This is a genomic window from Enterobacter sp. BNK-18, from assembly GCF_047456135.1.
Taxonomy (GTDB): domain Bacteria; phylum Pseudomonadota; class Gammaproteobacteria; order Enterobacterales; family Enterobacteriaceae; genus Enterobacter; species Enterobacter ludwigii.
Genome location: NZ_CP179899.1, coordinates 4516701 through 4539060, shown reverse-complemented (window position 1 = coordinate 4539060; position 22360 = coordinate 4516701). Strand labels below are relative to the sequence as shown.

Genomic DNA, 22360 nt, shown 5'->3' with positions numbered 1-22360 from the left:
ATGCGCCTTCTCAGACCCTGTCAGAAAATCGTTTTATTTCGTGAAGCAGCCTTCCAGAATCACACATCTTTTACCCGGCAGGTTAGCACCAGCGTCACCACGGAAATGGCCGCAATCATCCAGTACACTGACGCGTGACCGTAGGTTTGTGACAACGCCCCCTGAATCACCCCTGCCAGAATAACGCCCGTTGAAATGCTGTTGGTAAAGAGCGTAGTGGCAGAGCCTGCCCGTCCCGGCATTAAGTCCTGGAACCAGAGCATCCCAATCCCGGCCACGATGCCAATAAACACGGCATTAAACAGCTGCAGCGCAAGCAGTGCTTCGCGCGAATGGAAGACGATCAGCCCCAGATAAAAAAGCACTCCCGCCGCCACGGCGACGATCATCATGCGACGCTTTCCAAAACGCTTAACGTAATAACCCGCCAGGATCATCGCCGGAATTTCCAGGCCGGCAGCCGTCCCCATCAGGATCCCCGCAAGCTTGTCCGGCAACCCCAGATCGCTGCTGATCCACAGCGGCATATCAATGATGTACATGGTGTTGCAGGTCCACATCAGCATGGACGCGATAAACAGCATGCGGACGTTTTTATCCTGCCAGCCGCTCACCTGGGTGATGGGTTTATCGGTCGTCTGCTCCACTCGCGCCACCGAGGGTAGCGCAAAGGCAATCAGTATCAGGCTGATGACAAAAATGCCGGCAGCGATAGAAAACATGGTGGTAAAGCCATAGTTCAGCGCCAGCATAAACGCCAGCGGCGGGCCGATCACCCAGGCCAGAGAGAGCTGCGCACGCATGACCGAGCTGAACATCACCACTTCCCGCGCCGAGTTATCCGCGTATTCACGGGCCAGCGCGAACAGCTGCGGCATGGCGGTATTGGCGAGGGACGCCAGAAGCACGCCGCAGGTAATCAGCGTCAGGTAATGGCGATTGAAGGCAAACAGCAGCGCGTTACCCACGGCCATGGCGCAGCAAAAGAGGATCAGTTTGCGACGATCGCCCCGATTGTCCGATCGTTTTGCCAGTGCCAGACTGACCAGGATCCCGGCGATGGCGTTCACGGTATAAAACAGCCCCACCCAAAACGGCTGCGCCCCCACCTCACGGCTGAGAAACAGACTCAGCGTCGGAGCCTGCAATGCCCCCGCCACGCCCATCATAAAGGCCACCAGCATAAAAGCGGCATACACGCCGTTCAGGCGTCGCCCCATCGTCATCAACCAGAGCATGCGCAAGTCCTTGTGAAAGCGAATCGAAAGTGGGTGAATAGTAAACGAAAAAAGCCAGCAAAAACATTTTGCTGGCGGGTGATAAGCACCAATACTCAGTCACACATGATCGAGGCGAGTTAGCAAGAAGAGGTCGGTTTCGTAACGTCCCACTGCATCAGATCTTCCAGGATTTTCAACCGTTGCTCTGCACACTGGCGGGCCAGCCAGGACGCTCCCTGCGTCGCTGAAAAATAACGCTGATAAAACTGACGTGCGGTAGACCTCTTCATAATTTACCTCCTCACTTCATCGGGAAGAATTATTGGCCTAATATAGGGATTAATAAATTGCTGATTTTTTGTCAGGAGTTCCCCTTTTATGCCCTCTGGTCGTCTGCAACAACAATTTATCCGCCTCTGGCAATGCTGCGAGGGGCGATCGCAGGAGACCACGCTGAACGAGCTGGCGGACCTGCTCAGCTGTTCGCGCCGGCACATGCGCACGCTGCTTAATACCATGCAGCAGCAGGGCTGGCTCAACTGGGAGGCCGAGGCGGGTCGCGGAAAACGCTCGCGCCTGACCTTCCTGTATACCGGGCTGGCGTTGCAGCAGCAGCGGGCGGAAGACCTGCTGGAACAGGACCGCATCGACCAGCTGGTGCAGCTGGTGGGGGACAAAGCGGCAGTACGCCAGATGCTGGTGTCGCATCTCGGGCGCAGCTTTCGTCAGGGTCGCCACATTCTGCGGGTGCTCTACTATCGACCAATGAAAAACCTGTTACCCGGCACGGCGTTACGCCGCTCTGAAACCCATATGGCCCGACAAATATTCAGCGGCCTGACGCGCATAAATGAGGAAAATGGGGAACTGGAAGCGGATATTGCGCACCACTGGCAGCAACTTTCTCCTCTTCACTGGCGCTTTTTTCTACGTCCTGGTATTCATTTCCACCACGGCCGCGAGCTGGAGATGGTCGATGTGATTGCCTCTTTAGAGCGCGCCTGCACGCTACCGCTCTATTCCCATATTTCACGCGTTCACTCCCCTACGGCATGGACACTGGATGTTGAACTGTCTCAGCCGGACAAATGGCTTCCGTGGCTGCTGGGCTATGTGCCGTCGATGATTTTGCCCGGTGAATGGGAGTCGATGAATAATTTTGCCAGCCTGCCGATTGGCACCGGCCCCTACTCTGTATCGCGCAATAACAACAACCAGCTGAAAATCCGCGCTTTTGATGACTATTTTGGCTACCGGGCGCTGATCGACGAAGTGAACGTGTGGGTATTACCGGATCTCAACGAAGAGCTGAGCGCCGGGCTGACGCTGGAAGGGCCCACCACGGGCGAAAAGGCCGTGGAGAGCCGGCTCGAAGAAGGGTGCTACTACCTGCTGTTCGACAGCCGTACCCATCGCGGGGCAAACCATGAGGTGCGCAAATGGATAAGCCACGTGTTGTCGCCCTCCAGCCTGATTTATCATGCGGAGGAGCAGTACCAGACCTACTGGTTCCCGGCGTATGGTCTGCTTCCTCGCTGGCATCACGCCCGCCCGACATACTGCGACAAGCCCGCCGGGCTGGAGTCCATCACCCTGACCTACTATCGCGAGCACGTTGAACACCGCTTTATCGCCAGAATCATGACCCGACTGCTGGCCGCCGTTGGGGTGAGGCTGGATGTCAAAGAGGTGGATTACGATGAATGGCATCAGGGGGAGATCGTCAGCGACATCTGGCTCAACAGCGCCAACTTTACCCTGCCGCTTGATTTCTCGCTCTTCTCTCACCTGTATGAGGTCCCGCTTATCCAGCACTGCATAGACCGGGACTGGCAGCAGGACGCGGCCCTCTGGCGCGCTGGCGACATGAATCTGGCCTCATGGTGCCAGCAGTTGCTGGCTGAACAAGCGATCGTGCCGTTGATCCACCACTGGCTGATGATCCAGGGGCAGCGTAGTATGCGCGGTGTCAGAATGAATACGCTGGGCTGGTTTGATTTTAAATCCGCCTGGTTTTCGCCGCCGGAGCCATAACACTTTCGTAATATTTGCCAAATCATTACAATAGCGCCGTTCTCAACGGGGTGCTGCATCACTGATGTGCGCTGAGATAATACCCGTCGAACCTGATCCGGATAACGCCGGCGAAGGGATTTGAGGCTGTCACTCAAAATCCTTTGCCACTCAACCTTGAGGTGCAAAGTGTTAAAAAAAGTTCTCCCCCTTCTGGCGCTGTTTGCGCTGCCTGCTGTCGCGAAGCCCGTCCTGACGGTCTACACCTACGACTCCTTCTCAGCCGACTGGGGTCCGGGTCCGGTGGTGAAAAAAGCCTTTGAAGCTGACTGTCAGTGCGAACTGAAGTTCGTGGCGCTGGAAGATGGCGTCTCGCTGCTTAACCGCCTGCGCATGGAAGGCAAAAACAGTAAAGCCGATGTGGTGCTTGGGCTGGATAACAACCTGCTGGAGGCCGCCTCGAAAACCAGACTGTTTGCCAAAAGCGGCGTCGCCACCGATGCCGTCAGCGTCCCGGGCGGCTGGCAGAACGACACCTTTGTGCCGTTCGATTACGGTTACTTCGCGTTTGTTTACGACAAAAACAAGCTTAAAAACCCGCCGAAAAGCCTGAAGGAACTGGTCGAAAGCGAGCAGAAATGGCGCGTTATTTATGAAGATCCTCGCACCAGTACGCCAGGCCTGGGTCTGCTGCTGTGGATGCAGAAAGTCTACGGCGATGACGCTCCGCAAGCGTGGCAGAAGCTGGCCGCCAAAACCGTCACCGTGACAAAAGGCTGGAGCGAAGCCTACGGTCTGTTCCTGAAAGGGGAAAGTGATCTGGTTCTGAGCTACACCACCTCCCCGGCTTATCACATCATCGCCGAGAAAAAAGACAATTACGCCGCCGCCAGTTTTGCTGAAGGGCACTATCTGCAGGTCGAAGTGGCAGCCCGCACGGCATCCAGCAAACAGCCCGAACTGGCCGAGAAGTTCCTGAAATTTATGGTCTCCCCGGCATTCCAGAACGCGATTCCAGCGGGTAACTGGATGTACCCCGTGACCAGCGTGGCGTTGCCAGCGGGCTTTGAGAAACTGACCAAACCGCAAACCTCGCTGGAGTTTACGCCTCAGCAGGTTGCCGCGCAGCGAGCAGCATGGGTAAGTGAATGGCAACGCGCCGTCAGCCGTTAATTCCCGGCTGGTTAATTCCTGGGCTGCTCGCCGCCGTATTGATGGTGGCGGTCAGTCTGGGCGCATTCCTTGCCTTGTGGTTTAACGCGCCAGAGAGCGACCTGTTCGCGCTCTGGCACGACAGCTATCTCTGGCACGTTATCCGTTTCTCTTTCTGGCAGGCCTTTCTCTCTGCGCTGCTGTCGGTTATCCCCGCCATTTTCCTGGCACGCGCGCTTTATCGTCGCCGTTTCCCCGGCAGGCAGGCCCTGCTGCGCCTGTGCGCCATGACGCTGATCCTGCCGGTCCTGGTGGCCGTGTTTGGCATCCTGAGCGTCTATGGTCGTCAGGGGTGGCTGGCTTCACTTTTCAGCCTGCTGGGTCTGGAGTGGCGCTTCTCGCCCTACGGACTGAAGGGCATTCTGCTGGCGCACATCTTTTTCAATATGCCGATGGCGACCAGACTCTTTTTACAGGCACTGGAAAACATCCCCGGTGAACAGCGCCAGCTTGCCGCCCAGTTGGGCATGCGCGGCGTATCCTTCTTCCGCCTGGTCGAATGGCCGTGGCTGCGTCGTCAGATCCCGCCGGTTGCGGCTCTGATCTTTATGCTCTGTTTCGCCAGTTTTGCCACCGTGCTTTCACTCGGCGGCGGCCCGCAGGCCACCACCATCGAACTGGCAATTTACCAGGCGCTCAGTTACGACTATGACCCCGGCCGCGCCGCGCTGCTGGCGATGGTGCAGATGGTTTGCTGCCTGTGCCTTGTGCTGCTGAGCCAGCGTCTGAGCAAAGCCATCCCGCCGGGCAGTAATCAGATAACCGGCTGGCGCGACCCGCAGGACAGCATGCATAGCCGGATCGCTGACCTGCTGCTTATCACGCTGGCGCTGCTGCTGCTGCTTCCGCCGCTGATGGCCGTCATCGTCGATGGCCTGAACCTGAATCTCGTTACCGTGTTGCAGCAGCCCGTTCTCTGGCAGGCAACGTGGACCTCGTTACGGATCGCGCTGGCCGCCGGGCTGCTGTGTGTCATGCTGACCATGATGCTTTTATGGAGCAGCCGCGAGCTTTACGCGCGTCAGGCCCGTAAAGCCGGGCATGCCCTGGAGCTGACAGGCATGCTAATCCTGGCGATGCCCGGCATTGTACTGGCGACGGGGTTCTTTTTACTGTTCAACAGCACCATTGGCCTGCCGGAAAACGCCGACGGCATCGTGATTTTCACCAATGCCCTGATGGCGATCCCCTACGCGCTGAAGGTGCTGGAAAATCCGATGCGAGACATCAACAGCCGCTACGCGCTGCTGTGCCAGTCGCTCGGTCTGCAGGGCTGGCAGCGGCTAAAGATTATCGAACTGCGTGCGCTGAAACGCCCGCTGGCCCAGGCCCTGGCCTTCGCCTGTGTGCTCTCAATTGGTGATTTTGGTGTCGTGGCGCTCTTCGGTAATGAAGATTTCCGCACCCTGCCGTACTGGCTGTACCAGCAAATTGGCTCCTATCGTAGCCAGGAGGGAGCCGTCACGGCGCTGCTGTTACTGGTGCTCTGCTTTGCCTTATTTACCGTTATCGAAAAACTTCCGGGGCGTAATGTTAAAACTGACTGATGTAACCTGGCTCTACCAGCATCTGCCAATGCGCTTCTCCCTTTCGGTTCGTCAGGGAGAGATGATTGCGGTTCTGGGTCCGAGCGGGGCCGGAAAGAGTACTTTGCTCAATCTGATTGCCGGTTTTCTGCAACCGGCGAGCGGGTCGATAGTGATTGAAAACCGCGACCATACGCGCACGCCACCCGCCCGACGTCCGGTGTCGATGCTGTTCCAGGAAAACAATCTGTTCATGCATCTGACGGTGCGGCAAAACATCGCCCTGGGTATGGATCCTGGCCTGAAACTCAACGACGGTCAGCGCCAGAAGCTGGAGCTGATTGCCGCTCAGATGGGCATTACCGCGTTTATTGATCGCCTCCCCGAAGCCCTCTCCGGCGGGCAGCGTCAGCGGGTGGCGCTGGCGCGCTGCCTGGTGCGCGAGCAGCCCATACTGCTTCTGGATGAGCCCTTCTCTGCACTCGATCCTGCCTTGCGCCAGGAGATGCTTACCCTGGTGCAGGACGTGTGCCAGCGTCAGCAACTGACAATGCTGATGGTTTCGCACAGCATTGAGGATGCCGCGCGGATTGCGCCACGATCGGTGGTCATTGCAGAAGGGCGAATTGCCTGGGATGGCGGCACAGAGGAACTGCTCAGCGGTCACGCAGGGGCGTCTTCATTGTTAGGCATCAGTGCGGGCTGACCCTCTCCCACGGGAGAGGGAAACAGATTAACGGCTCACCACCTTCAAGAGGATTTCACCGTACACCGGCATCAGCGGGTGGCGAATCAGGGCGACCAGCGCCACCACGGCAACCCCCAGCATTAACGGCGCGAGCCACAGCAGGCGCGAGCGTGGCAGATAACGCGTCAGGCGATCAACATTCGCTTTCGCGCTGCGCCACAGTCGCCAGCACAACCAGGCAGCGATCCACAACAGCAGGGCCGTAGCCAGCAACAACCACTTAAATTCACCGCTTTGCATTCCGTCAGGAATATCAACGGTGGCCCCTGCCAGGATCCCCGGCAGAAAATAGAACGGCGGCCAGAAAACACAGCCGATGATGTTCGGCACCACGAATTTCGCAACAGGCAGATCCAGCATCCCCGCGACCATCGGCACCAGCGGACGCGTTGGTCCAACAAAGCGACCGACGAGGATCGTGAACATGCTGTGCTGATGCAGCGCATGTTCGGTTTTATCCAGCAAGGCTTTGTTCTTTTTCATGAACGACCAGCGGTGCAGCGGTTTCTTAAAGCGCCAGCCCAGCCAGAAGGAGATCCAGTCGCCGAGCAAACAGCCGATAATCCCCGCCATCCACGCCTGCCAGAAATTCACTTCACCGCTGCCAATCAACGCGCCCAGCCCCGCCATCATCACCGTGCCGGGGAGGATCAACCCAACAAGTGCAAGCGATTCCAGAAACGCCACCAGCGCAACGGCGATAAGCGAATACATAACGGACTGGGTGATAAAATGTTCCAGCAATGCCTGCATAACTATTCCGGTCAGAAAACGAATCAGGGATTCTGCTTAGCGCCCTGCACCGCGTCAAGACAACAATTGTCTGAATAGTTTACAGGTTGCTTCCACAGTTCACCTGCTTGTTTATCTTTTTTTACCGTTTATTCACATCCTGCCCGGAATTCACTGGGGCTGGCACCGGTGCATTTTTTAAATACCCGGGAGAAATAGAGCTGATCTTCAAAGCCCACATTGCGCCCCACGGTGGCAATGGGCATGCGGGTGGTGCTGAGCAGGAGCTTCGCCTGGCTGATACGCTGGTCCTCACGCCAGCTCAGGACGCTAACGCCCAGCTGCTGACGGAACAGATGTGACAGCCGCGACGGTGAGAGACACACATGCTGGGCGACGCTGGCGATATCGAACTGGCTGTCGGCCAGATGGTCGCTGATGTACTGGCAGGCGTCGCGCACGCGGTTGTCCAGCGGAGGATTAAGTGACGCGTTTATCGCCTCCATCCGGCGCAACAGCACCTGTTCAAGCAGGTTAATCGCCAGCAGTTCGGCATACCGGCCACCCGCCTGCCCCGCTTCAATAATTTGGGCAAAGAGTTCGCGGAACTGAGCCAGATGAACCTCGTCCGGGCGATAAAAACCGGTGTGCGCAAAAATAGCCGGCCACGAGAGCCACTCCTGCCAGTAGGCGCGCGGGCGGAAGTAGACCCACTGGTGATACCACTCTTTGGCCTCCGGGTGACGCCCGTAGTGGTGGATCTCTCCCGGCGGAAACAGCAGCATATCGCCCGGACGGCAGACAAACTGCTGATCGTTATTTTTGATAATCCCTTCCCCACGCACCGTCAGGTTCAGAATATACCCTTTCATCCCGAGCGGTCGGTCGACGTAAAAATCGAGATATCCCTCAGCCTCAATAGGGGTCAGCCCCGCCACCAGGTGAGCATTAAACGAGTAGCCCGGTAATAAGGGATCGTTTTGCGTTTCGGCCATAGATTCAGTTCTCCCAAGGGTCCTGAAGGAAACCAATTGTCCATATCGATAAAAGCAGTATAAAAATGGCCCGCGAAAAGATCCAAAAAGCATCACGCCTCTTTTACGTCCGCCATGTTTCAGCCTTTCCCCCTGATTTATCCGCCCACGGGGGCAGATCAGCAGTAACAAAAGTGTCTATAAGTGCGGCAGAAATGTCCACATTGATTATTTGCACGGCGTCACACTTTCTATTGCAACAGCAATTTAGTCCATAAGATTAGCGGATCCTGCCTGACGATTTTCGCCTCCAGTCTCTAATGTTCTCTCATACCTGTTTTTTGATGGAGCAACACCATGGCAATTGCGATTGGCCTCGATTTTGGCAGCGACTCGGTTCGCGCTCTGGCAGTGGACTGTACAAGCGGCCAGGAAATAGCAACCAGCGTTGAGTGGTACCCGCGCTGGCAAGAGGGGCGCTACTGCGATGCGCCAAATAACCAGTTCCGTCACCATCCACGTGACTACATTGAGTCGATGGAAGCGGCAATCAAAACCGTGCTGGCTGAACTGACCGACGCCCAGCGGGCAGAGATCGTCGGGATTGGCGTCGACAGTACCGGCTCAACGCCTGCCCCTGTGGATGCCGAAGGCCATGTCCTGGCGCTGCGTCCGGAGTTTGCTGATAACCCAAACGCCATGTTCGTGCTGTGGAAAGATCACACCGCCGTTGAAGAGGCCGAAGCCATTACCCGCTTGTGTCACCAGCCCGGTAAAACGGACTACTCGCGCTACATCGGCGGTATTTACTCCAGTGAATGGTTCTGGGCCAAGATCCTCCACGTAACCCGCGCGGACGCATCCGTTGCGCAGGCCGCGGTATCGTGGATTGAACTGTGCGACTGGGTACCAGCCCTGCTCTCCGGTACCACGCGTCCGCAGGATATCCGCCGCGGACGCTGCAGCGCCGGACACAAATCCCTGTGGCATGAAAGCTGGGGTGGCCTGCCACCGGCGGCGTTCTTCGATGAACTCGATCCCGTCATCAACAAGAGTCTGCAATACCCGCTGTTTACCGACACTTTCACCGCCGATATTCCGGTGGGTACGCTTTGTGAAGAGTGGGCGACGCGCCTGGGTCTGCCGCAAAACGTGGCCATCTCCGGCGGGGCGTTTGACTGCCACATGGGCGCGGTGGGTGCCGGTGCCCAGCCAAACACGCTGGTGAAGGTTATCGGCACCTCCACCTGCGACATTCTCACCGCGGATAAAGCCAGCGTAGGCGATCGGGCGGTAAAAGGCATCTGCGGCCAGGTTGACGGCAGCGTCGTACCGGAGTTTATCGGTCTGGAAGCGGGTCAGTCCGCCTTTGGCGATATCTACGCCTGGTTTGGCCGCGTGCTGGGCTGGCCGCTGGATCAGCTTGCGGCGGCACATCCTGAGCTGAAGACCCAGATTGCCGAAAGTAAAAAGCAGCTTTTGCCGCAGCTCACCGCCGCGTGGGCAAAGAATCCTTCTCTCGATCACCTGCCGGTGGTGCTCGACTGGTTCAACGGTCGCCGTACGCCATTTGCCAACCAGCGCCTGAAAGGGGTGATCACCGATCTTAACCTCGCCACCGACGCACCAGCGCTGTTTGGCGGCCTGATTGCCGCAACTGCCTTTGGGGCGCGCGCCATTATGGAGTGCTTCACCGAGCAGGGCATCGACGTCAACAACGTGATGGCACTGGGCGGCATCGCCCGTAAAAACCCGGTAATCATGCAGGCCTGTTGTGACGTGCTGAACCGTCCGCTGCAGATTGTCGCCTCCGATCAGTGTTGTGCCCTCGGTGCAGCGATCTTCGCGGCCGTTGCGGCAGGCGTTCATGCCGATATCCCGACCGCGCAGCAGCACATGGCGAGCGCTGTCGAAAATACCCTCCAGCCGCGTGCTCAGCAGGCGCAGCGTTTTGAACAGCTTTATCAGCGCTATCAGCAATGGGCAAAAAGCGCCGAACTTCACTATCTCCCTGTCGCCGCCCCGGCCAAACACACCGCGGACACTACGGCAACCCTGACACATTAAGGACACAATAATGACCATTTTTAATAATTATGAAGTGTGGTTTGTCATTGGCAGCCAACATCTGTACGGGCCGGAAGCGCTGCAACAGGTGACGAAACATGCTGAGCACGTGGTCAACGCGCTCAATGCAGAGGCTAAACTGCCGTGCAAACTGGTGCTCAAACCGCTCGGCACGACCCCGGATGAGATCACGAACATCTGCCGCGACGCGAACTACGACGATAAATGCGCCGGCATGGTGGTGTGGCTGCACACCTTCTCACCGGCCAAAATGTGGATCAACGGTCTGGCCATCCTCAATAAACCACTGATGCAGTTCCATACCCAGTTCAACGCGTCCCTGCCGTGGGACAGCATTGATATGGACTTTATGAACCTGAACCAGACCGCGCACGGCGGCCGCGAGTTCGGCTTTATCGGCGCACGTATGCGCCAGCAGCATGCGGTCGTCACCGGCCACTGGCAGGATCAGCATGCGCAAAAACGTATCGGCTCCTGGATGCGCCAGGCGGTGTCCCGACAAGATACTCGCCACCTGAAAGTGGTGCGCTTCGGCGACAACATGCGTGAAGTGGCGGTCACCGACGGCGATAAAGTTGCCGCACAAATTAAATTTGGTTTCTCGGTGAATACCTGGGCCGTGGGCGACCTGGTGCAGGTGGTGAATGAAATCAGCGATGGCGACGTAAGCGCGCTGGTCGACGAATACGAAAGCAGCTACCGTCTGACCCCTGCGGCACAAATTCACGGTGACAAACGCCAGAACGTGCTGGATGCAGCACGTATCGAACTGGGCATGAAACGCTTCCTGGAACAGGGTGGCTTCCATGCTTTTACCACCACCTTTGAAGACCTCCACGGTCTGAAACAACTGCCCGGCCTGGCGGTACAACGTCTGATGCAGCAGGGCTACGGCTTTGCCGGCGAAGGCGACTGGAAAACTGCCGCTCTGCTTCGCATTATGAAAGTGATGTCAACCGGTCTGCAGGGCGGCACCTCCTTTATGGAGGACTACACCTACCACTTCGAAAACGGCAACGACCTGGTACTGGGCTCGCATATGCTGGAAGTGTGTCCTTCCATTGCCGTTGAAGAGAAACCGATCCTCGACGTGCAGTACCTTGGCATTGGCGGAAAAGCCGACCCGGCACGTCTGATCTTCAACACCCGTACCGGTCCTGCCATCAACGCCAGCCTCATTGACCTGGGCGACCGTTTCCGCCTGCTGGTGAACTGTGTGGATGCGGTTGAAACCCCGCATTCTCTGCCAAAACTGCCGGTCGCCAACGCCCTGTGGAAAGCGCAGCCTGACCTGCCAACCGCCTCGGAAGCCTGGATCCTGGCCGGTGGCGCGCACCACACCGTCTTCAGCCACGCGCTGGATCTGAACGACATGCGTCAGTTCGCCGAACTGCACGACATCGAACTGACCGTCATTGATAACGATACCCGCCTGCCCGCGTTCAAAGACGCGCTGCGCTGGAACGAAGTCTATTACGGTTCAAAACGTTAACAGGGGAACCTTTGGCCTGCCGCAGAGCGGGCCTCTTTTCCTGGAGGATTGCATGTTAGAAGATCTCAAACGTCAGGTACTGGAAGCCAACCTGGCGCTGCCCAAACACAATCTGGTGACGCTGACCTGGGGCAACGTCAGCGCCGTTGACCGCGAGCACGGCGTCTTCGTGATAAAGCCGTCAGGGGTGGATTACACGGTAATGACCGCAGAAGATATGGTTGTCGTCAGCATCGCCACGGGCGAAGTGGTGGAAGGAAAGAAAAAACCCTCCTCCGACACGCCAACGCATCGCCTGCTCTACCAGGCCTTCCCGACCATTGGCGGTATTGTGCATACCCATTCGCGTCATGCGACCATCTGGGCGCAGGCCGGCCAGTCCATTCCAGCGACCGGAACCACGCACGCAGACTACTTTTACGGCACCATTCCCTGCACCCGTTTGATGACTGATGAAGAGATCAACGGCGAGTATGAGTGGGAAACCGGCAACGTTATCGTCGAAACGTTTGAAAAACAGGGTATCGACGCTGCGCAAATGCCCGGCGTGCTGGTGCACTCCCATGGACCTTTTGCCTGGGGCAAAAACGCCGAAGATGCGGTACATAACGCGATTGTGCTGGAAGAGGTCGCGTATATGGGCATCTTCTGCCGCCAGCTGGCACCGCAGCTTCCGGATATGCAGCCAACCCTGCTGGATAAACACTACCTGCGTAAACATGGCGCAAAAGCCTATTACGGACAGTAAACTGTATATATACCCAGCATAAAATATTCAACCAGGCTATAATCAAGCCTGGTTTTGTTTTATGGGATAGCGGCGTGGCGCAGGCGCAAGAAGGTTTTTTACTTACCCGACACTGGCGGGATACTCCTCAGGGCACCGAGGTGGCATTCTGGCTGGCGACGGACAACGGCCCGCTGCACGTGACCCTGCCGCCGCAGGAGTCCGTGACTTTTATCCCGAACGATCACGTTGAGAAAGTAAAGCAACTGCTGCGCGGTGAAAATGGCTGGCGCCTGACGCCGCTTGAACTGAAAGATTTCCACCGTCAGCCCGTACATGGCCTTTACTGCCGCGCCCATCGCCAGCTGATGCGTTATGAAAAACTGCTGCGCGACGCTGGCGTGACGCTGTACGAAGCCGATATCCGCCCGCCAGAACGTTTTCTGATGGAGCGGTTTATTACTGCCCCCGTCTGGGTCGACGGCACCGCGCAAAACGGCAGCCTTATTAACGCCCGTCTCAAACCCAACCCTACCTACCGGCCGCCGTTGAAATGGGTCTCGCTGGATATCGAAACCACTCGCCACGGTGAGCTGTACTGTATCGGCCTTGAAGGCTGCGGGGATCGGGTTGTTTATATGCTTGGCCCCCCGAATGGCAACGCATCCGCGCTGGATTTCCGGCTGGAGTATGTCAACAGCCGGCCACAGCTTCTGGAAAAGCTTAACCAGTGGTTTGCCGATCGCGATCCCGATGTGTTGATCGGCTGGAACGTGGTGCAGTTCGATCTGCGCGTGCTGCAAAAACATGCTGAACGTTACCGCATCCCCCTGATGCTGGGGCGCGGAAACAGCGAGCTGGAATGGCGCGAGCACGGTTTTAAAAACGGTGTGTTTTTCGCGCAGGCCAATGGCCGCCTGATTATCGACGGCATTGAGGCGCTCAAATCTGCCTTCTGGAATTTTTCCTCTTTCTCTCTGGAAGCGGTGGCGCAGGAGCTGCTCGGCGAAGGGAAATCCATCGACAATCCGTGGGACAGAATGGATGAAATCGACCGGCGCTTTAACGAAGACAAACCGGCGCTCGCCACCTACAACCTGAAAGATTGTGAACTGGTGACGCAGATTTTCCACAAAACGGAGATCATGCCCTTCCTGCTCGAGCGCGCGACGGTGAACGGCCTCGCCGCTGACCGGCACGGTGGCTCCGTGGCCGCCTTTAGCCACCTCTATTTCCCGCGTATGCACCGGGCGGGCTATGTCGCCCCCAACCTCGGTGACGTGCCGCCGCAGGCAAGCCCAGGCGGTTACGTGATGGATTCCCGGCCCGGGTTGTATGACTCCGTGCTGGTGCTGGACTACAAAAGCCTCTATCCGTCCATTATTCGCACCTTCCTGATCGATCCCGTCGGGCTGGTGGAAGGGATGGCGCAGCCTGACGATTTGCACAGCACAGAAGGTTTTCTCGGGGCCCGCTTCTCACGGGAAAAGCACTGTCTGCCGGAAATCGTGGGAAACATCTGGCACGGTCGCGACGAGGCTAAGCGTCATGGCAACAAGCCCCTTTCTCAGGCGCTGAAAATTATCATGAACGCGTTTTACGGGGTTCTGGGGACCAGCGCCTGCCGCTTCTTCGACCCACGACTGGCGTCATCTATCACCATGCGCGGTCACGACATCATGCGCCAGACCAAAGCGTTGATTGAATCCCAGGGTTATGACGTTATTTATGGCGATACGGATTCCACCTTTGTCTGGCTTAAGGGCGCGCATTCAGAAGAGGATGCCGCGCGAATCGGCAAATCACTGGTGACTTTTGTGAACGCCTGGTGGCAGGAAAGTTTGCAAAAAGAGCGGTTAAGCAGCGCGTTAGAACTGGAGTTTGAAACCCATTTCAGCCGCTTTTTAATGCCCACCATTCGCGGTACCGACCAGGGCAGTAAGAAGCGCTACGCCGGTCTTATTCAGGAAGGTGACAAGCAGCGAATGGTCTTTAAAGGGCTGGAAACCGTGCGCACCGACTGGACGCCGCTGGCACAGCAGTTTCAGCAAACGCTTTATCTGCGTATCTTTCGCAACGAGCCTTATCAGGACTACGTGCGTGAAACAATTGCCAGCCTGATGGCCGGTGAACTCGACGCCCAGCTGGTGTACCGCAAGCGCCTGCGCCGCCCACTGGCGGAATACCAGCGCAACGTTCCGCCGCACGTCCGCGCCGCGCGTCTGGCGGATGAGGAGAACGTGCGCCGGGGGCGTGCCCCGCAGTATCAGAACCGGGGAACCATCAAATACCTCTGGACCACCAGCGGCCCGGAACCCGTGGATTACCAGCACTCGCCTCTGGATTACGAGCACTATCTTACGCGTCAGCTTCAGCCGGTCGCGGACGGAATTTTGCCCTTCATCGACGACGACTTTGCTACACTAGTGACAGGGCAACTTGGCCTATTTTGACACGTGACGAAATGGCTGCCATCCAGTACCATAGCGCCCTTTCCATTCCCGGACCCATTTTTCAATGACTGTCTTTTTTGACGGTGGTTGAACTATTGCCTGCAATTTACGATTAGAGCCGAACAAATATGCCTTTTACACTTGGTCAACGCTGGATCAGCGATACAGAAAGCGAACTTGGATTAGGAACCGTGGTTGCCGTGGATGCACGAATGGTTACCCTCCTTTTCCCTGCTACCGGTGAAAACCGCCTGTACGCCCGCAATGATTCCCCTGTGACCCGCGTGATGTTCAACCCGGGTGACACCGTGACCAGCCACGACGGCTGGCAGCTAAAGGTCGAAGACGTAAAAGAAGAGAATGGACTGCTCGCCTACATCGGGACTCGCCTGGACACCGACGAGGCCAATGTCATCCTGCGTGAGGTGCTGCTCGACAGCAAACTGGTATTCAGTAAGCCGCAGGATCGCCTGTTTGCCGGGCAAATCGACCGTATGGATCGCTTCTCCCTGCGCTATCGCGCGCGCAAGTTCCAGAGTGAACAGTACCGTATGCCGTGGAGCGGCCTGCGCGGTCAGCGTACCAGCCTTATTCCCCACCAGCTGAACATCGCCCATGACGTGGGCCGCCGTCACGCACCTCGCGTTCTGCTGGCAGATGAAGTGGGCCTGGGGAAAACCATTGAAGCGGGCATGATCCTGCATCAACAGCTGCTTTCCGGCGCAGCCGAGCGCGTGCTGATTGTGGTACCGGAAACCCTGCAGCATCAATGGCTGGTCGAGATGCTGCGCCGCTTTAACCTGCGTTTCGCTCTGTTTGATGACGAGCGCTATGCAGAAGCCCAGCACGATGCGGACAACCCGTTTGAAACGGAACAGCTGGTGATCTGCTCTCTGGATTTCGTACGCCGCAGCAAGCAACGTCTTGAGCATCTGTGCGACGCCGAATGGGACCTGATGGTGGTCGATGAAGCGCACCATCTGGTCTGGAGCGAAGATGCACCAAGCCGGGAATACATGGCTATCGAACAGCTTGCCGAGCGCGTACCAGGCGTCCTGCTGCTGACCGCAACGCCGGAGCAGTTAGGTCTGGAGAGCCACTTCGCCCGTTTGCGCCTGCTCGATCCAAACCGCTTCCATGACTTTGAGCAGTTCGTTGAAGAGCAGAATAACTACCGTCCGGTCGCCGATGCCGTTGCCCTGCTGCTGGCGGGTAAACATCTCTCGAATGACGAGCTCAACACCCTGAGCGATCTGATTGGCGAGCAGGATATTGAGCCTCTGCTGCAGGCGGCCAACAGCGACAGTGACAACGCGGATTCCGCGCGTAAAGAACTGATCGATATGCTGATGGATCGCCACGGCACCAGCCGCGTCCTGTTCCGTAACACCCGTAACGGGGTGAAAGGTTTCCCGAAACGCGAACTGCATACCATCAAATTGCCACTGCCGACGCAGTACCAGACAGCCATTAAAGTTTCCGGCATTATGGGCGCACGCAAAACTGCAGAAGAGCGTGCACGCGACATGCTCTACCCGGAACAGATTTACCAGGAATTTGAAGGCGATACCGGCACCTGGTGGAACTTCGACCCGCGTGTTGAGTGGCTGATGGGCTATTTGACCGCGCACCGTTCTCAGAAAGTGCTGGTGATCTGCGCCAAAGCAGCCACCGCACTGCAGCTGGAGCAGGTCCTGCGCGAACGCGAAGGTATTCGCGCCGCCGTGTTCCACGAAGGGATGTCCATCGTCGAGCGTGACCGTGCCGCGGCATGGTTTGCAGAAGAGGACAGCGGTGCCCAGGTTCTGCTGTGCTCTGAAATCGGGTCTGAAGGCCGTAACTTCCAGTTTGCCAGCAACCTGGTGATGTTCGATTTGCCGTTCAACCCGGATCTGCTGGAACAGCGTATCGGCCGTCTGGATCGTATTGGACAGGCGCATGATATTCAGATCCACGTTCCTTACCTGGAAAAAACCGCCCAGTCCGTACTGGTGCGTTGGTTCCACGAAGGTCTGGATGCGTTTGAGCACACCTGCCCGACCGGCCGCCCGATTTACGATCAGGTGCACGCCGATCTGATCGGCTATCTGGCCGCGCCAGAGAACACCGACGGGTTTGATGAATTGATCAAAGCCTGCCGTGATAAGCATGAAGCGCTGAAATCTCAGCTGGAACAGGGCCGTGACCGCCTGCTGGAGATCCACTCCAACGGCGGTGAAAAAGCCCAGGCGCTCGCTGAAAGCATTGAAGAGCAGGATGATGACACCAGCCTGATCAGCTTCTCCATGAACCTGTTCGACATCGTTGGCATAAATCAGGACGATCGTGGCGAGAATTTGATTGTCCTGACCCCATCCGACCATATGCTGGTCCCGGATTTCCCTGGCCTGCCGGAAGATGGATGCACCATCACCTTTGAACGTGATGTGGCGCTGTCGCGCGAAGATGCGCAGTTCATCACCTGGGAGCACCCGCTGATCCGCAACGGTCTGGATTTGATCCTCTCAGGCGATACCGGCAGCAGCACCATCTCGTTGTTGAAAAACAAAGCGCTGCCAGTGGGTACTCTGTTGCTGGAACTGATTTACGTTGTCGAAGCGCAGGCGCCGAAACAGCTGCAGCTCAACCGCTTCCTGCCGTCAACGCCTGTGCGTCTGCTGCTGGACAAAAACGGCACGAACCTCGCCGCTCAGGTTGAATTCGAGAGCTTTAACCGCCAGCTGAGCGCCGTGAACCGCCATACCGGCAGTAAGCTGGTCAATGCGGTACAGCAGGATGTGCACGCTATTCTGCAGCTGGGTGAAACGCAGATCGAAAAAGCGGCCCGGGCGCTGATTGATGCCGCACGTCAAGAAGCCGACGACAAACTGTCCGCGGAACTCTCCCGTCTGGAAGCGTTGAAAGCGGTAAACCCAAACATCCGCGATGACGAGCTGGCAGCGATCGAGAGCAACCGTAAGCAGGTGCTGGAAAGTCTTAATCAGGCAGGCTGGCGTCTGGATGCCTTGCGTCTTATCGTTGTGACGCATCAGTAAACGGAGCGCAAGATGGTGATGGAGCCTTACAATCCACCTCAGGATCCCTGGCTGGTGGTGCTTTATCAGGATGAGCACATTATGGTGGTCAACAAGCCCAGCGGCTTGTTGTCCGTGCCAGGGCGTCTGGATGAGCACAAAGACAGTGTGATGACGCGTATTCAGCGTGATTATCCTCAGGCGGAGTCTGTCCATCGTCTGGACATGGCCACCAGCGGTGTGATTGTAGTGGCGCTGAATAAAGCGGCGGAACGCGAGCTGAAACGCCAGTTCCGCGATCGCGAGCCGAAAAAGCAGTATGTCGCACGTGTCTGGGGGCATCCTCAGCCGGCGGAAGGGCTGGTGGATTTACCGCTGATCTGCGACTGGCCGAACCGACCAAAACAAAAGGTCTGTTACGAAACCGGCAAAGCAGCACAAACCGAGTATGAAGTGCTGGAGTACGCGCCAGATAACACTGCGCGCGTACTGCTTAAACCGATTACCGGGCGCTCGCACCAGTTGCGTGTCCATATGCTTGCGCTGGGGCACCCGATTCTGGGGGACAGATTTTACGCGCCGCCCGATGCACTGGCGCTGGCGCCACGCCTGCAGCTGCATGCGCAGACGCTCACCATCACCCATCCGGTTTTTGGCAATGCAATGACGTTTAAAGCCCCAGTCGACTTCTAAAAAAAAGGCCCGACAGTGTCGGGCCTTTTTTATTTGAAACTTTTCTTCTCTTTAATCAACTCGTACGCTTTCTGAATTTCCTGCGCTTTTTGCTTCGCCATCTCCATCATCTCCGGCGGTAAGCCTTTCGCGACCAGTTTGTCCGGGTGGTGCTCACTCATCAGCTTACGATAGGCACGCTTGATAGTGGTCACATCGTCCGATGGCTTCACCCCCAGCACATTACAGGCATCCTCCAGCGTCGGACCCCGCTGCGCCTGCTGCCAGGCACCGCCAGAGGACTGCTGGTGATAGCCGCCGCCAAACTGCGCACCGCCCTGCATCATGCGCAGGAACTGGTCGAACTGCATACGGGAGATGCCCAGTTCTTCCGCAATAACATATAAAACATCGCGTTCATTCGGATGAAGTGAACCATCGGCAAACGCCGCCTGGATTTGGATCTCCAGAAACATCCGAATTAAATCAAAACGGCCGAAGCAGATGCTGCGGAACTGTCGCATTTTATCGCGCAGCGGATAGTTATCCGCTTTACCGATGCGAAACGCATTTTGTGCCGCGAGACGGGAGTCACCATGCAGATTCATGCGGTCCATAAAGACGCTGGCTATCTGAATATCGGCTTCCGTCACACGCCCTTTTGATTTGGTTAAGTGCCCCATCACCTCAAACGTGGTGGAGAAAAAGAGGGACTGACGCTCACGCTGATTGGCAAACCAGGCCATTTTGCGGCTGCGAGCCTTATCAAACATATGGCCGATAATAAGCCCCAGTACGATCCCCCAGAACCCGGCACCCATGATGATGGCGAACGCAACGCCGATTATTTTACCCCAATACTGCATATACTCCCCGGTTAGTCATGTTCCTGGCCGACGCAACGTCATCATCACAGTGTTCAAGCCACGGTCAATTGAAGGACATCGCCTATAATTTGCTTTATCATACTCGTCATTCGATAGCGAGCCTAACACTCTGGCGCGCAAACGGGCAGGATTAACGCTGGTACTGCGCTGATGAGTAAGATAGTCTCTGAGCGTTTGTAAGCCGTAGCCACTGATGACGGAACAATAAAATACAACGTATGAAAAAACGTATCCCCACCCTCCTGGCCACAATGATTGGCACCGCCCTGTACAGCCAACAGGGACTGGCGGCCGATCTCGCCTCGCAGTGTATGCTTGGCGTCCCAAGTTATAATCGTCCACTGGTAAAGGGCGATACGAATAGCTTGCCGGTAACCATTACTGCCGATAGCTCTAAAGGCACATATCCTGACAATGCGACATTTACTGGCAATGTGGATATTAACCAGGGCAACAGCCGTCTGCAGGCAGATGAAGTGCAATTACATCAGAAGCAGCCGGAAGGTGCGGCCGAGCCGGTACGAACGGTGGATGCGCTGGGTAATGTGCACTATGACGACAATCAGGTCATCCTGAAAGGTCCGAAAGCCTGGTCAAACCTGAATACCAAAGACACTAACGTCTGGGAAGGTGATTACCAGATGGTAGGTCGCCAGGGGCGCGGTGATGCAGACCTGATGAAACAGCGCGGTGAAAACCGCTATACGATTCTCGAAAACGGCTCCTTCACGTCCTGTCTGCCCGGGTCTAATACCTGGAGCGTGGTCGGAAGTGAAGTCATCCATGACCGTGAAGAGCAGGTTGCAGAGATCTGGAACGCCCGCTTCAAGCTCGGTCCGGTGCCTGTTTTCTACAGCCCTTACCTGCAGCTTCCTGTGGGTGACAAACGCCGCTCAGGTTTCCTGATCCCGAATGCCAAATACAGCACCACGAACTACTTTGAGTTCTATCTGCCGTATTACTGGAACATCGCGCCCAACATGGACGCCACGATCACGCCGCACTATATCCATAAGCGCGGCAACGTTATGTGGGAAAACGAGTTCCGCTACCTGACGCAGGCGGGTACTGGCCTGATGGAACTGGATTATCTGCCGTCGGATAAAGTCTTCCAGGATGAGCATCCAACAGAAGGTGATAAACACCGCTGGTTGTTCTACTGGAAACATGCCGGGGTAATGGACCAGGTCTGGCGGTTTAACGTCGACTACACCAAAGTCAGCGACCCTTACTATTTCAACGACTTTGACTCCAAATACGGGTCCAGTACCGATGGCTACGCCACGCAGAAATTCAGCGTGGGATACGCTATTGAGAACTTCAACGCCACGGTCTCTACCAAGCAATTCCAGGTCTTTGATACCCAGACGAGAAGCACTTATGGTGCAGAACCGCAGCTGGACGTTAACTGGTACCAGAACGATGTTGGCCCGTTTGACACCCACGTGTACGCCCAGGCCGTGCACTTCGTTAACACCAACTCGGATATGCCGGAATCCACGCGTGTTCACCTCGAGCCAACCATCAATTTGCCGGTGTCAAATGACTGGTCGAGCCTGAATACCGAGGCCAAACTGATGGCCACCCATTACCAGCAGAAGAATCTCGACTGGTATAACAACCGTTACGGCACCGATCTCGAAGAATCCGTGAACCGCGTCCTGCCGCAGTTCAAAATGGACGGCAAACTGATCTTCGAACGCGATATGGGTCTTCTGGCGGAGGGTTATACCCAGACGCTTGAGCCACGTATGCAGTATCTGTACGTCCCGTATCGCGATCAGAGCAACATTCAGAACTATGACTCCTCATTCCTGCAGTCTGACTACAGCGGTCTGTTCCGCGACCGTACCTACGGTGGCCTCGACCGTATTGCGTCAGCAAACCAGTTAACGACCGGCGTCACAACGCGCGTTTATGATGATGCCGCCGTTGAACGTTTTAACGTTTCTGTTGGTCAAATCTACTATTTCACCGAGTCCCGGACCGGTGATGACGACATTAACTGGGAAAAAGACAACAAAACGGGTTCTCTGGTGTGGGCGGGTGATACCTACTGGCGTATGACCGATCGCTGGGGTTTACGCGGGGGTGTGCAGTACGATACGCGTCTCAACAACGTTGCGACAAGCAGTGCGGCGATTGAATACCGTCGTGATGAAGACCGTATGCTGCAGTTGACCTATCGTTACGCCAGCCCAGAATATATTCAGGCCACGTTGCCAAACTATGCGAATACGGATCAGTACAAAGACGGCATCTCGCAGGTGGGTGGCGCAGCGAGCTGGCCAATCGCCGATCGCTGGTCAATCGTCGGTGCTTACTACTTTGACACCAACACCAGTAAACCTGCTGACCAGATGGTTGGTCTGCAATATAACTCCTGCTGCTACGCGCTGCGTGTCGGTTACGAACGTAAGCTTAACGGCTGGGATACCAAGAATGAACAGGGCAAATACGATAACGTGATTGGCTTTAATGTCGAACTGCGCGGCCTGAGCTCCAACTACGGCCTGGGCACGCAGCAGATGCTGCGCTCGAACATTCTGCCGTACCGCAGTTCCTTGTAATGTGCTTAATTTGCAACGTAATCCGCTTTGCG

Annotated in this window: 16 protein-coding genes and 1 riboswitch; of the genes, 11 read left to right on the top strand and 5 right to left on the bottom strand. The window is 56.6% G+C overall.

What is annotated here, in order from left to right; translation table 11 throughout:
- Window positions 1-59: 59 nt before the first annotated feature.
- Together ACMGG3_RS21795 and sgrT are read right to left on the bottom strand one after the other, a co-directional pair.
- On the bottom strand, window positions 60-1238 hold the full coding sequence (locus ACMGG3_RS21795; RefSeq protein ID WP_020882570.1) for a sugar efflux transporter: 1179 nt from the start codon (window positions 1236-1238) through the stop codon (window positions 60-62).
- Between the two features lie 119 nt (window positions 1239-1357).
- Window positions 1358-1510, bottom strand: coding sequence for a glucose uptake inhibitor SgrT (sgrT, locus tag ACMGG3_RS21790; RefSeq protein WP_014168612.1), 153 nt, complete (start codon window positions 1508-1510; stop codon window positions 1358-1360).
- 88 nt (window positions 1511-1598) lie between these two features.
- Between sgrT and sgrR the strand changes: the two genes are divergently transcribed.
- The 4 genes from sgrR (at window position 1599) to thiQ (ending at window position 6677) form a co-directional block, all read left to right on the top strand.
- Entirely contained in the window at window positions 1599-3254 is a 1656-nt protein-coding gene (gene sgrR / locus ACMGG3_RS21785; protein WP_047743405.1) for an HTH-type transcriptional regulator SgrR, read from the top strand.
- A gap of 36 nt (window positions 3255-3290) precedes the next feature.
- Window positions 3291-3391: riboswitch (TPP riboswitch) on the top strand.
- A gap of 31 nt (window positions 3392-3422) precedes the next feature.
- Window positions 3423-4406: a thiamine ABC transporter substrate binding subunit gene (gene thiB, locus ACMGG3_RS21780; protein ID WP_063925655.1), complete on the top strand. Its 984-nt coding sequence runs from the start codon at window positions 3423-3425 to the stop codon at window positions 4404-4406.
- Window positions 4382-5992 (top strand): thiamine/thiamine pyrophosphate ABC transporter permease ThiP, encoded by a 1611-nt coding sequence (gene thiP, locus ACMGG3_RS21775; protein ID WP_182268202.1) that lies wholly within the window; start codon window positions 4382-4384, stop codon window positions 5990-5992. The genes thiB and thiP overlap by 25 nt, the downstream gene beginning before the upstream one ends.
- The gene (gene thiQ / locus ACMGG3_RS21770; protein WP_020882567.1) at window positions 5976-6677 is read left to right on the top strand and encodes a thiamine ABC transporter ATP-binding protein ThiQ; all 702 of its coding nucleotides are present in this window, start codon (window positions 5976-5978) and stop codon (window positions 6675-6677) included. The genes thiP and thiQ overlap by 17 nt, the downstream gene beginning before the upstream one ends.
- A gap of 27 nt (window positions 6678-6704) precedes the next feature.
- Here the strand turns inward: thiQ and ACMGG3_RS21765 are convergent, their stop codons facing one another.
- Window positions 6705-7472, bottom strand: coding sequence for a DedA family protein (locus ACMGG3_RS21765; protein ID WP_014168607.1), 768 nt, complete (start codon window positions 7470-7472; stop codon window positions 6705-6707).
- A 128-nt stretch (window positions 7473-7600) separates the two neighbouring features.
- A complete protein-coding gene (gene araC / locus ACMGG3_RS21760) occupies window positions 7601-8446 on the bottom strand; it encodes an arabinose operon transcriptional regulator AraC (RefSeq protein WP_025205437.1) in 846 nt (281 codons plus the stop codon).
- Window positions 8447-8782: 336 nt separating this feature from the next.
- Between araC and araB the strand changes: the two genes are divergently transcribed.
- The 6 genes from araB (at window position 8783) to rluA (ending at window position 18892) form a co-directional block, all read left to right on the top strand.
- Window positions 8783-10492: a ribulokinase gene (araB, locus tag ACMGG3_RS21755; RefSeq protein ID WP_032681674.1), complete on the top strand. Its 1710-nt coding sequence runs from the start codon at window positions 8783-8785 to the stop codon at window positions 10490-10492.
- A 10-nt stretch (window positions 10493-10502) separates the two neighbouring features.
- On the top strand, window positions 10503-12005 hold the full coding sequence (araA, locus tag ACMGG3_RS21750) for an L-arabinose isomerase (protein ID WP_014168604.1): 1503 nt from the start codon (window positions 10503-10505) through the stop codon (window positions 12003-12005).
- Window positions 12006-12057: 52 nt separating this feature from the next.
- The gene (gene araD, locus ACMGG3_RS21745; RefSeq protein ID WP_032679615.1) at window positions 12058-12753 is read left to right on the top strand and encodes an L-ribulose-5-phosphate 4-epimerase; all 696 of its coding nucleotides are present in this window, start codon (window positions 12058-12060) and stop codon (window positions 12751-12753) included.
- Window positions 12754-12827: 74 nt separating this feature from the next.
- Window positions 12828-15185, top strand: a complete 2358-nt coding sequence (gene polB / locus ACMGG3_RS21740; RefSeq protein ID WP_414149456.1) for a DNA polymerase II — start codon at window positions 12828-12830, stop codon at window positions 15183-15185.
- A 128-nt stretch (window positions 15186-15313) separates the two neighbouring features.
- The gene (rapA, locus tag ACMGG3_RS21735; protein WP_032681677.1) at window positions 15314-18220 is read left to right on the top strand and encodes an RNA polymerase-associated protein RapA; all 2907 of its coding nucleotides are present in this window, start codon (window positions 15314-15316) and stop codon (window positions 18218-18220) included.
- 12 nt (window positions 18221-18232) lie between these two features.
- Window positions 18233-18892, top strand: a complete 660-nt coding sequence (gene rluA, locus ACMGG3_RS21730; protein WP_014168600.1) for a bifunctional tRNA pseudouridine(32) synthase/23S rRNA pseudouridine(746) synthase RluA — start codon at window positions 18233-18235, stop codon at window positions 18890-18892.
- A gap of 29 nt (window positions 18893-18921) precedes the next feature.
- Here the strand turns inward: rluA and djlA are convergent, their stop codons facing one another.
- Window positions 18922-19737, bottom strand: a complete 816-nt coding sequence (gene djlA / locus ACMGG3_RS21725) for a co-chaperone DjlA (protein ID WP_014168599.1) — start codon at window positions 19735-19737, stop codon at window positions 18922-18924.
- Between the two features lie 239 nt (window positions 19738-19976).
- On the opposite strand from djlA, the gene lptD reads away from it, so the two are divergent.
- Window positions 19977-22328 (top strand): LPS assembly protein LptD, encoded by a 2352-nt coding sequence (gene lptD, locus ACMGG3_RS21720; protein ID WP_014168598.1) that lies wholly within the window; start codon window positions 19977-19979, stop codon window positions 22326-22328.
- Window positions 22329-22360: the final 32 nt, after the last annotated feature.

Bases quoted from the DNA above. Each gene is read 5' to 3' on its own strand.
- araB (WP_032681674.1), top strand. From the start codon at position 8,783: ATGGCAATTGCGATTGGCCTCGATTTTGGCAGCGACTCGGTTCGCGCT.
- araA (WP_014168604.1), top strand. From the start codon at position 10,503: ATGACCATTTTTAATAATTATGAAGTGTGGTTTGTCATTGGCAGCCAA.
- thiQ (WP_020882567.1), top strand. From the start codon at position 5,976: ATGTTAAAACTGACTGATGTAACCTGGCTCTACCAGCATCTGCCAATG.
- djlA (WP_014168599.1), bottom strand. From the start codon at position 19,737: ATGCAGTATTGGGGTAAAATAATCGGCGTTGCGTTCGCCATCATCATG.
- ACMGG3_RS21765 (WP_014168607.1), bottom strand. From the start codon at position 7,472: ATGCAGGCATTGCTGGAACATTTTATCACCCAGTCCGTTATGTATTCG.
- rluA (WP_014168600.1), top strand. From the start codon at position 18,233: ATGGTGATGGAGCCTTACAATCCACCTCAGGATCCCTGGCTGGTGGTG.
- araC (WP_025205437.1), bottom strand. From the start codon at position 8,446: ATGGCCGAAACGCAAAACGATCCCTTATTACCGGGCTACTCGTTTAAT.
- sgrT (WP_014168612.1), bottom strand. From the start codon at position 1,510: ATGAAGAGGTCTACCGCACGTCAGTTTTATCAGCGTTATTTTTCAGCG.
- rapA (WP_032681677.1), top strand. From the start codon at position 15,314: ATGCCTTTTACACTTGGTCAACGCTGGATCAGCGATACAGAAAGCGAA.
- sgrR (WP_047743405.1), top strand. From the start codon at position 1,599: ATGCCCTCTGGTCGTCTGCAACAACAATTTATCCGCCTCTGGCAATGC.
- thiP (WP_182268202.1), top strand. From the start codon at position 4,382: ATGGCAACGCGCCGTCAGCCGTTAATTCCCGGCTGGTTAATTCCTGGG.
- lptD (WP_014168598.1), top strand. From the start codon at position 19,977: ATGAAAAAACGTATCCCCACCCTCCTGGCCACAATGATTGGCACCGCC.
- ACMGG3_RS21795 (WP_020882570.1), bottom strand. From the start codon at position 1,238: ATGCTCTGGTTGATGACGATGGGGCGACGCCTGAACGGCGTGTATGCC.
- araD (WP_032679615.1), top strand. From the start codon at position 12,058: ATGTTAGAAGATCTCAAACGTCAGGTACTGGAAGCCAACCTGGCGCTG.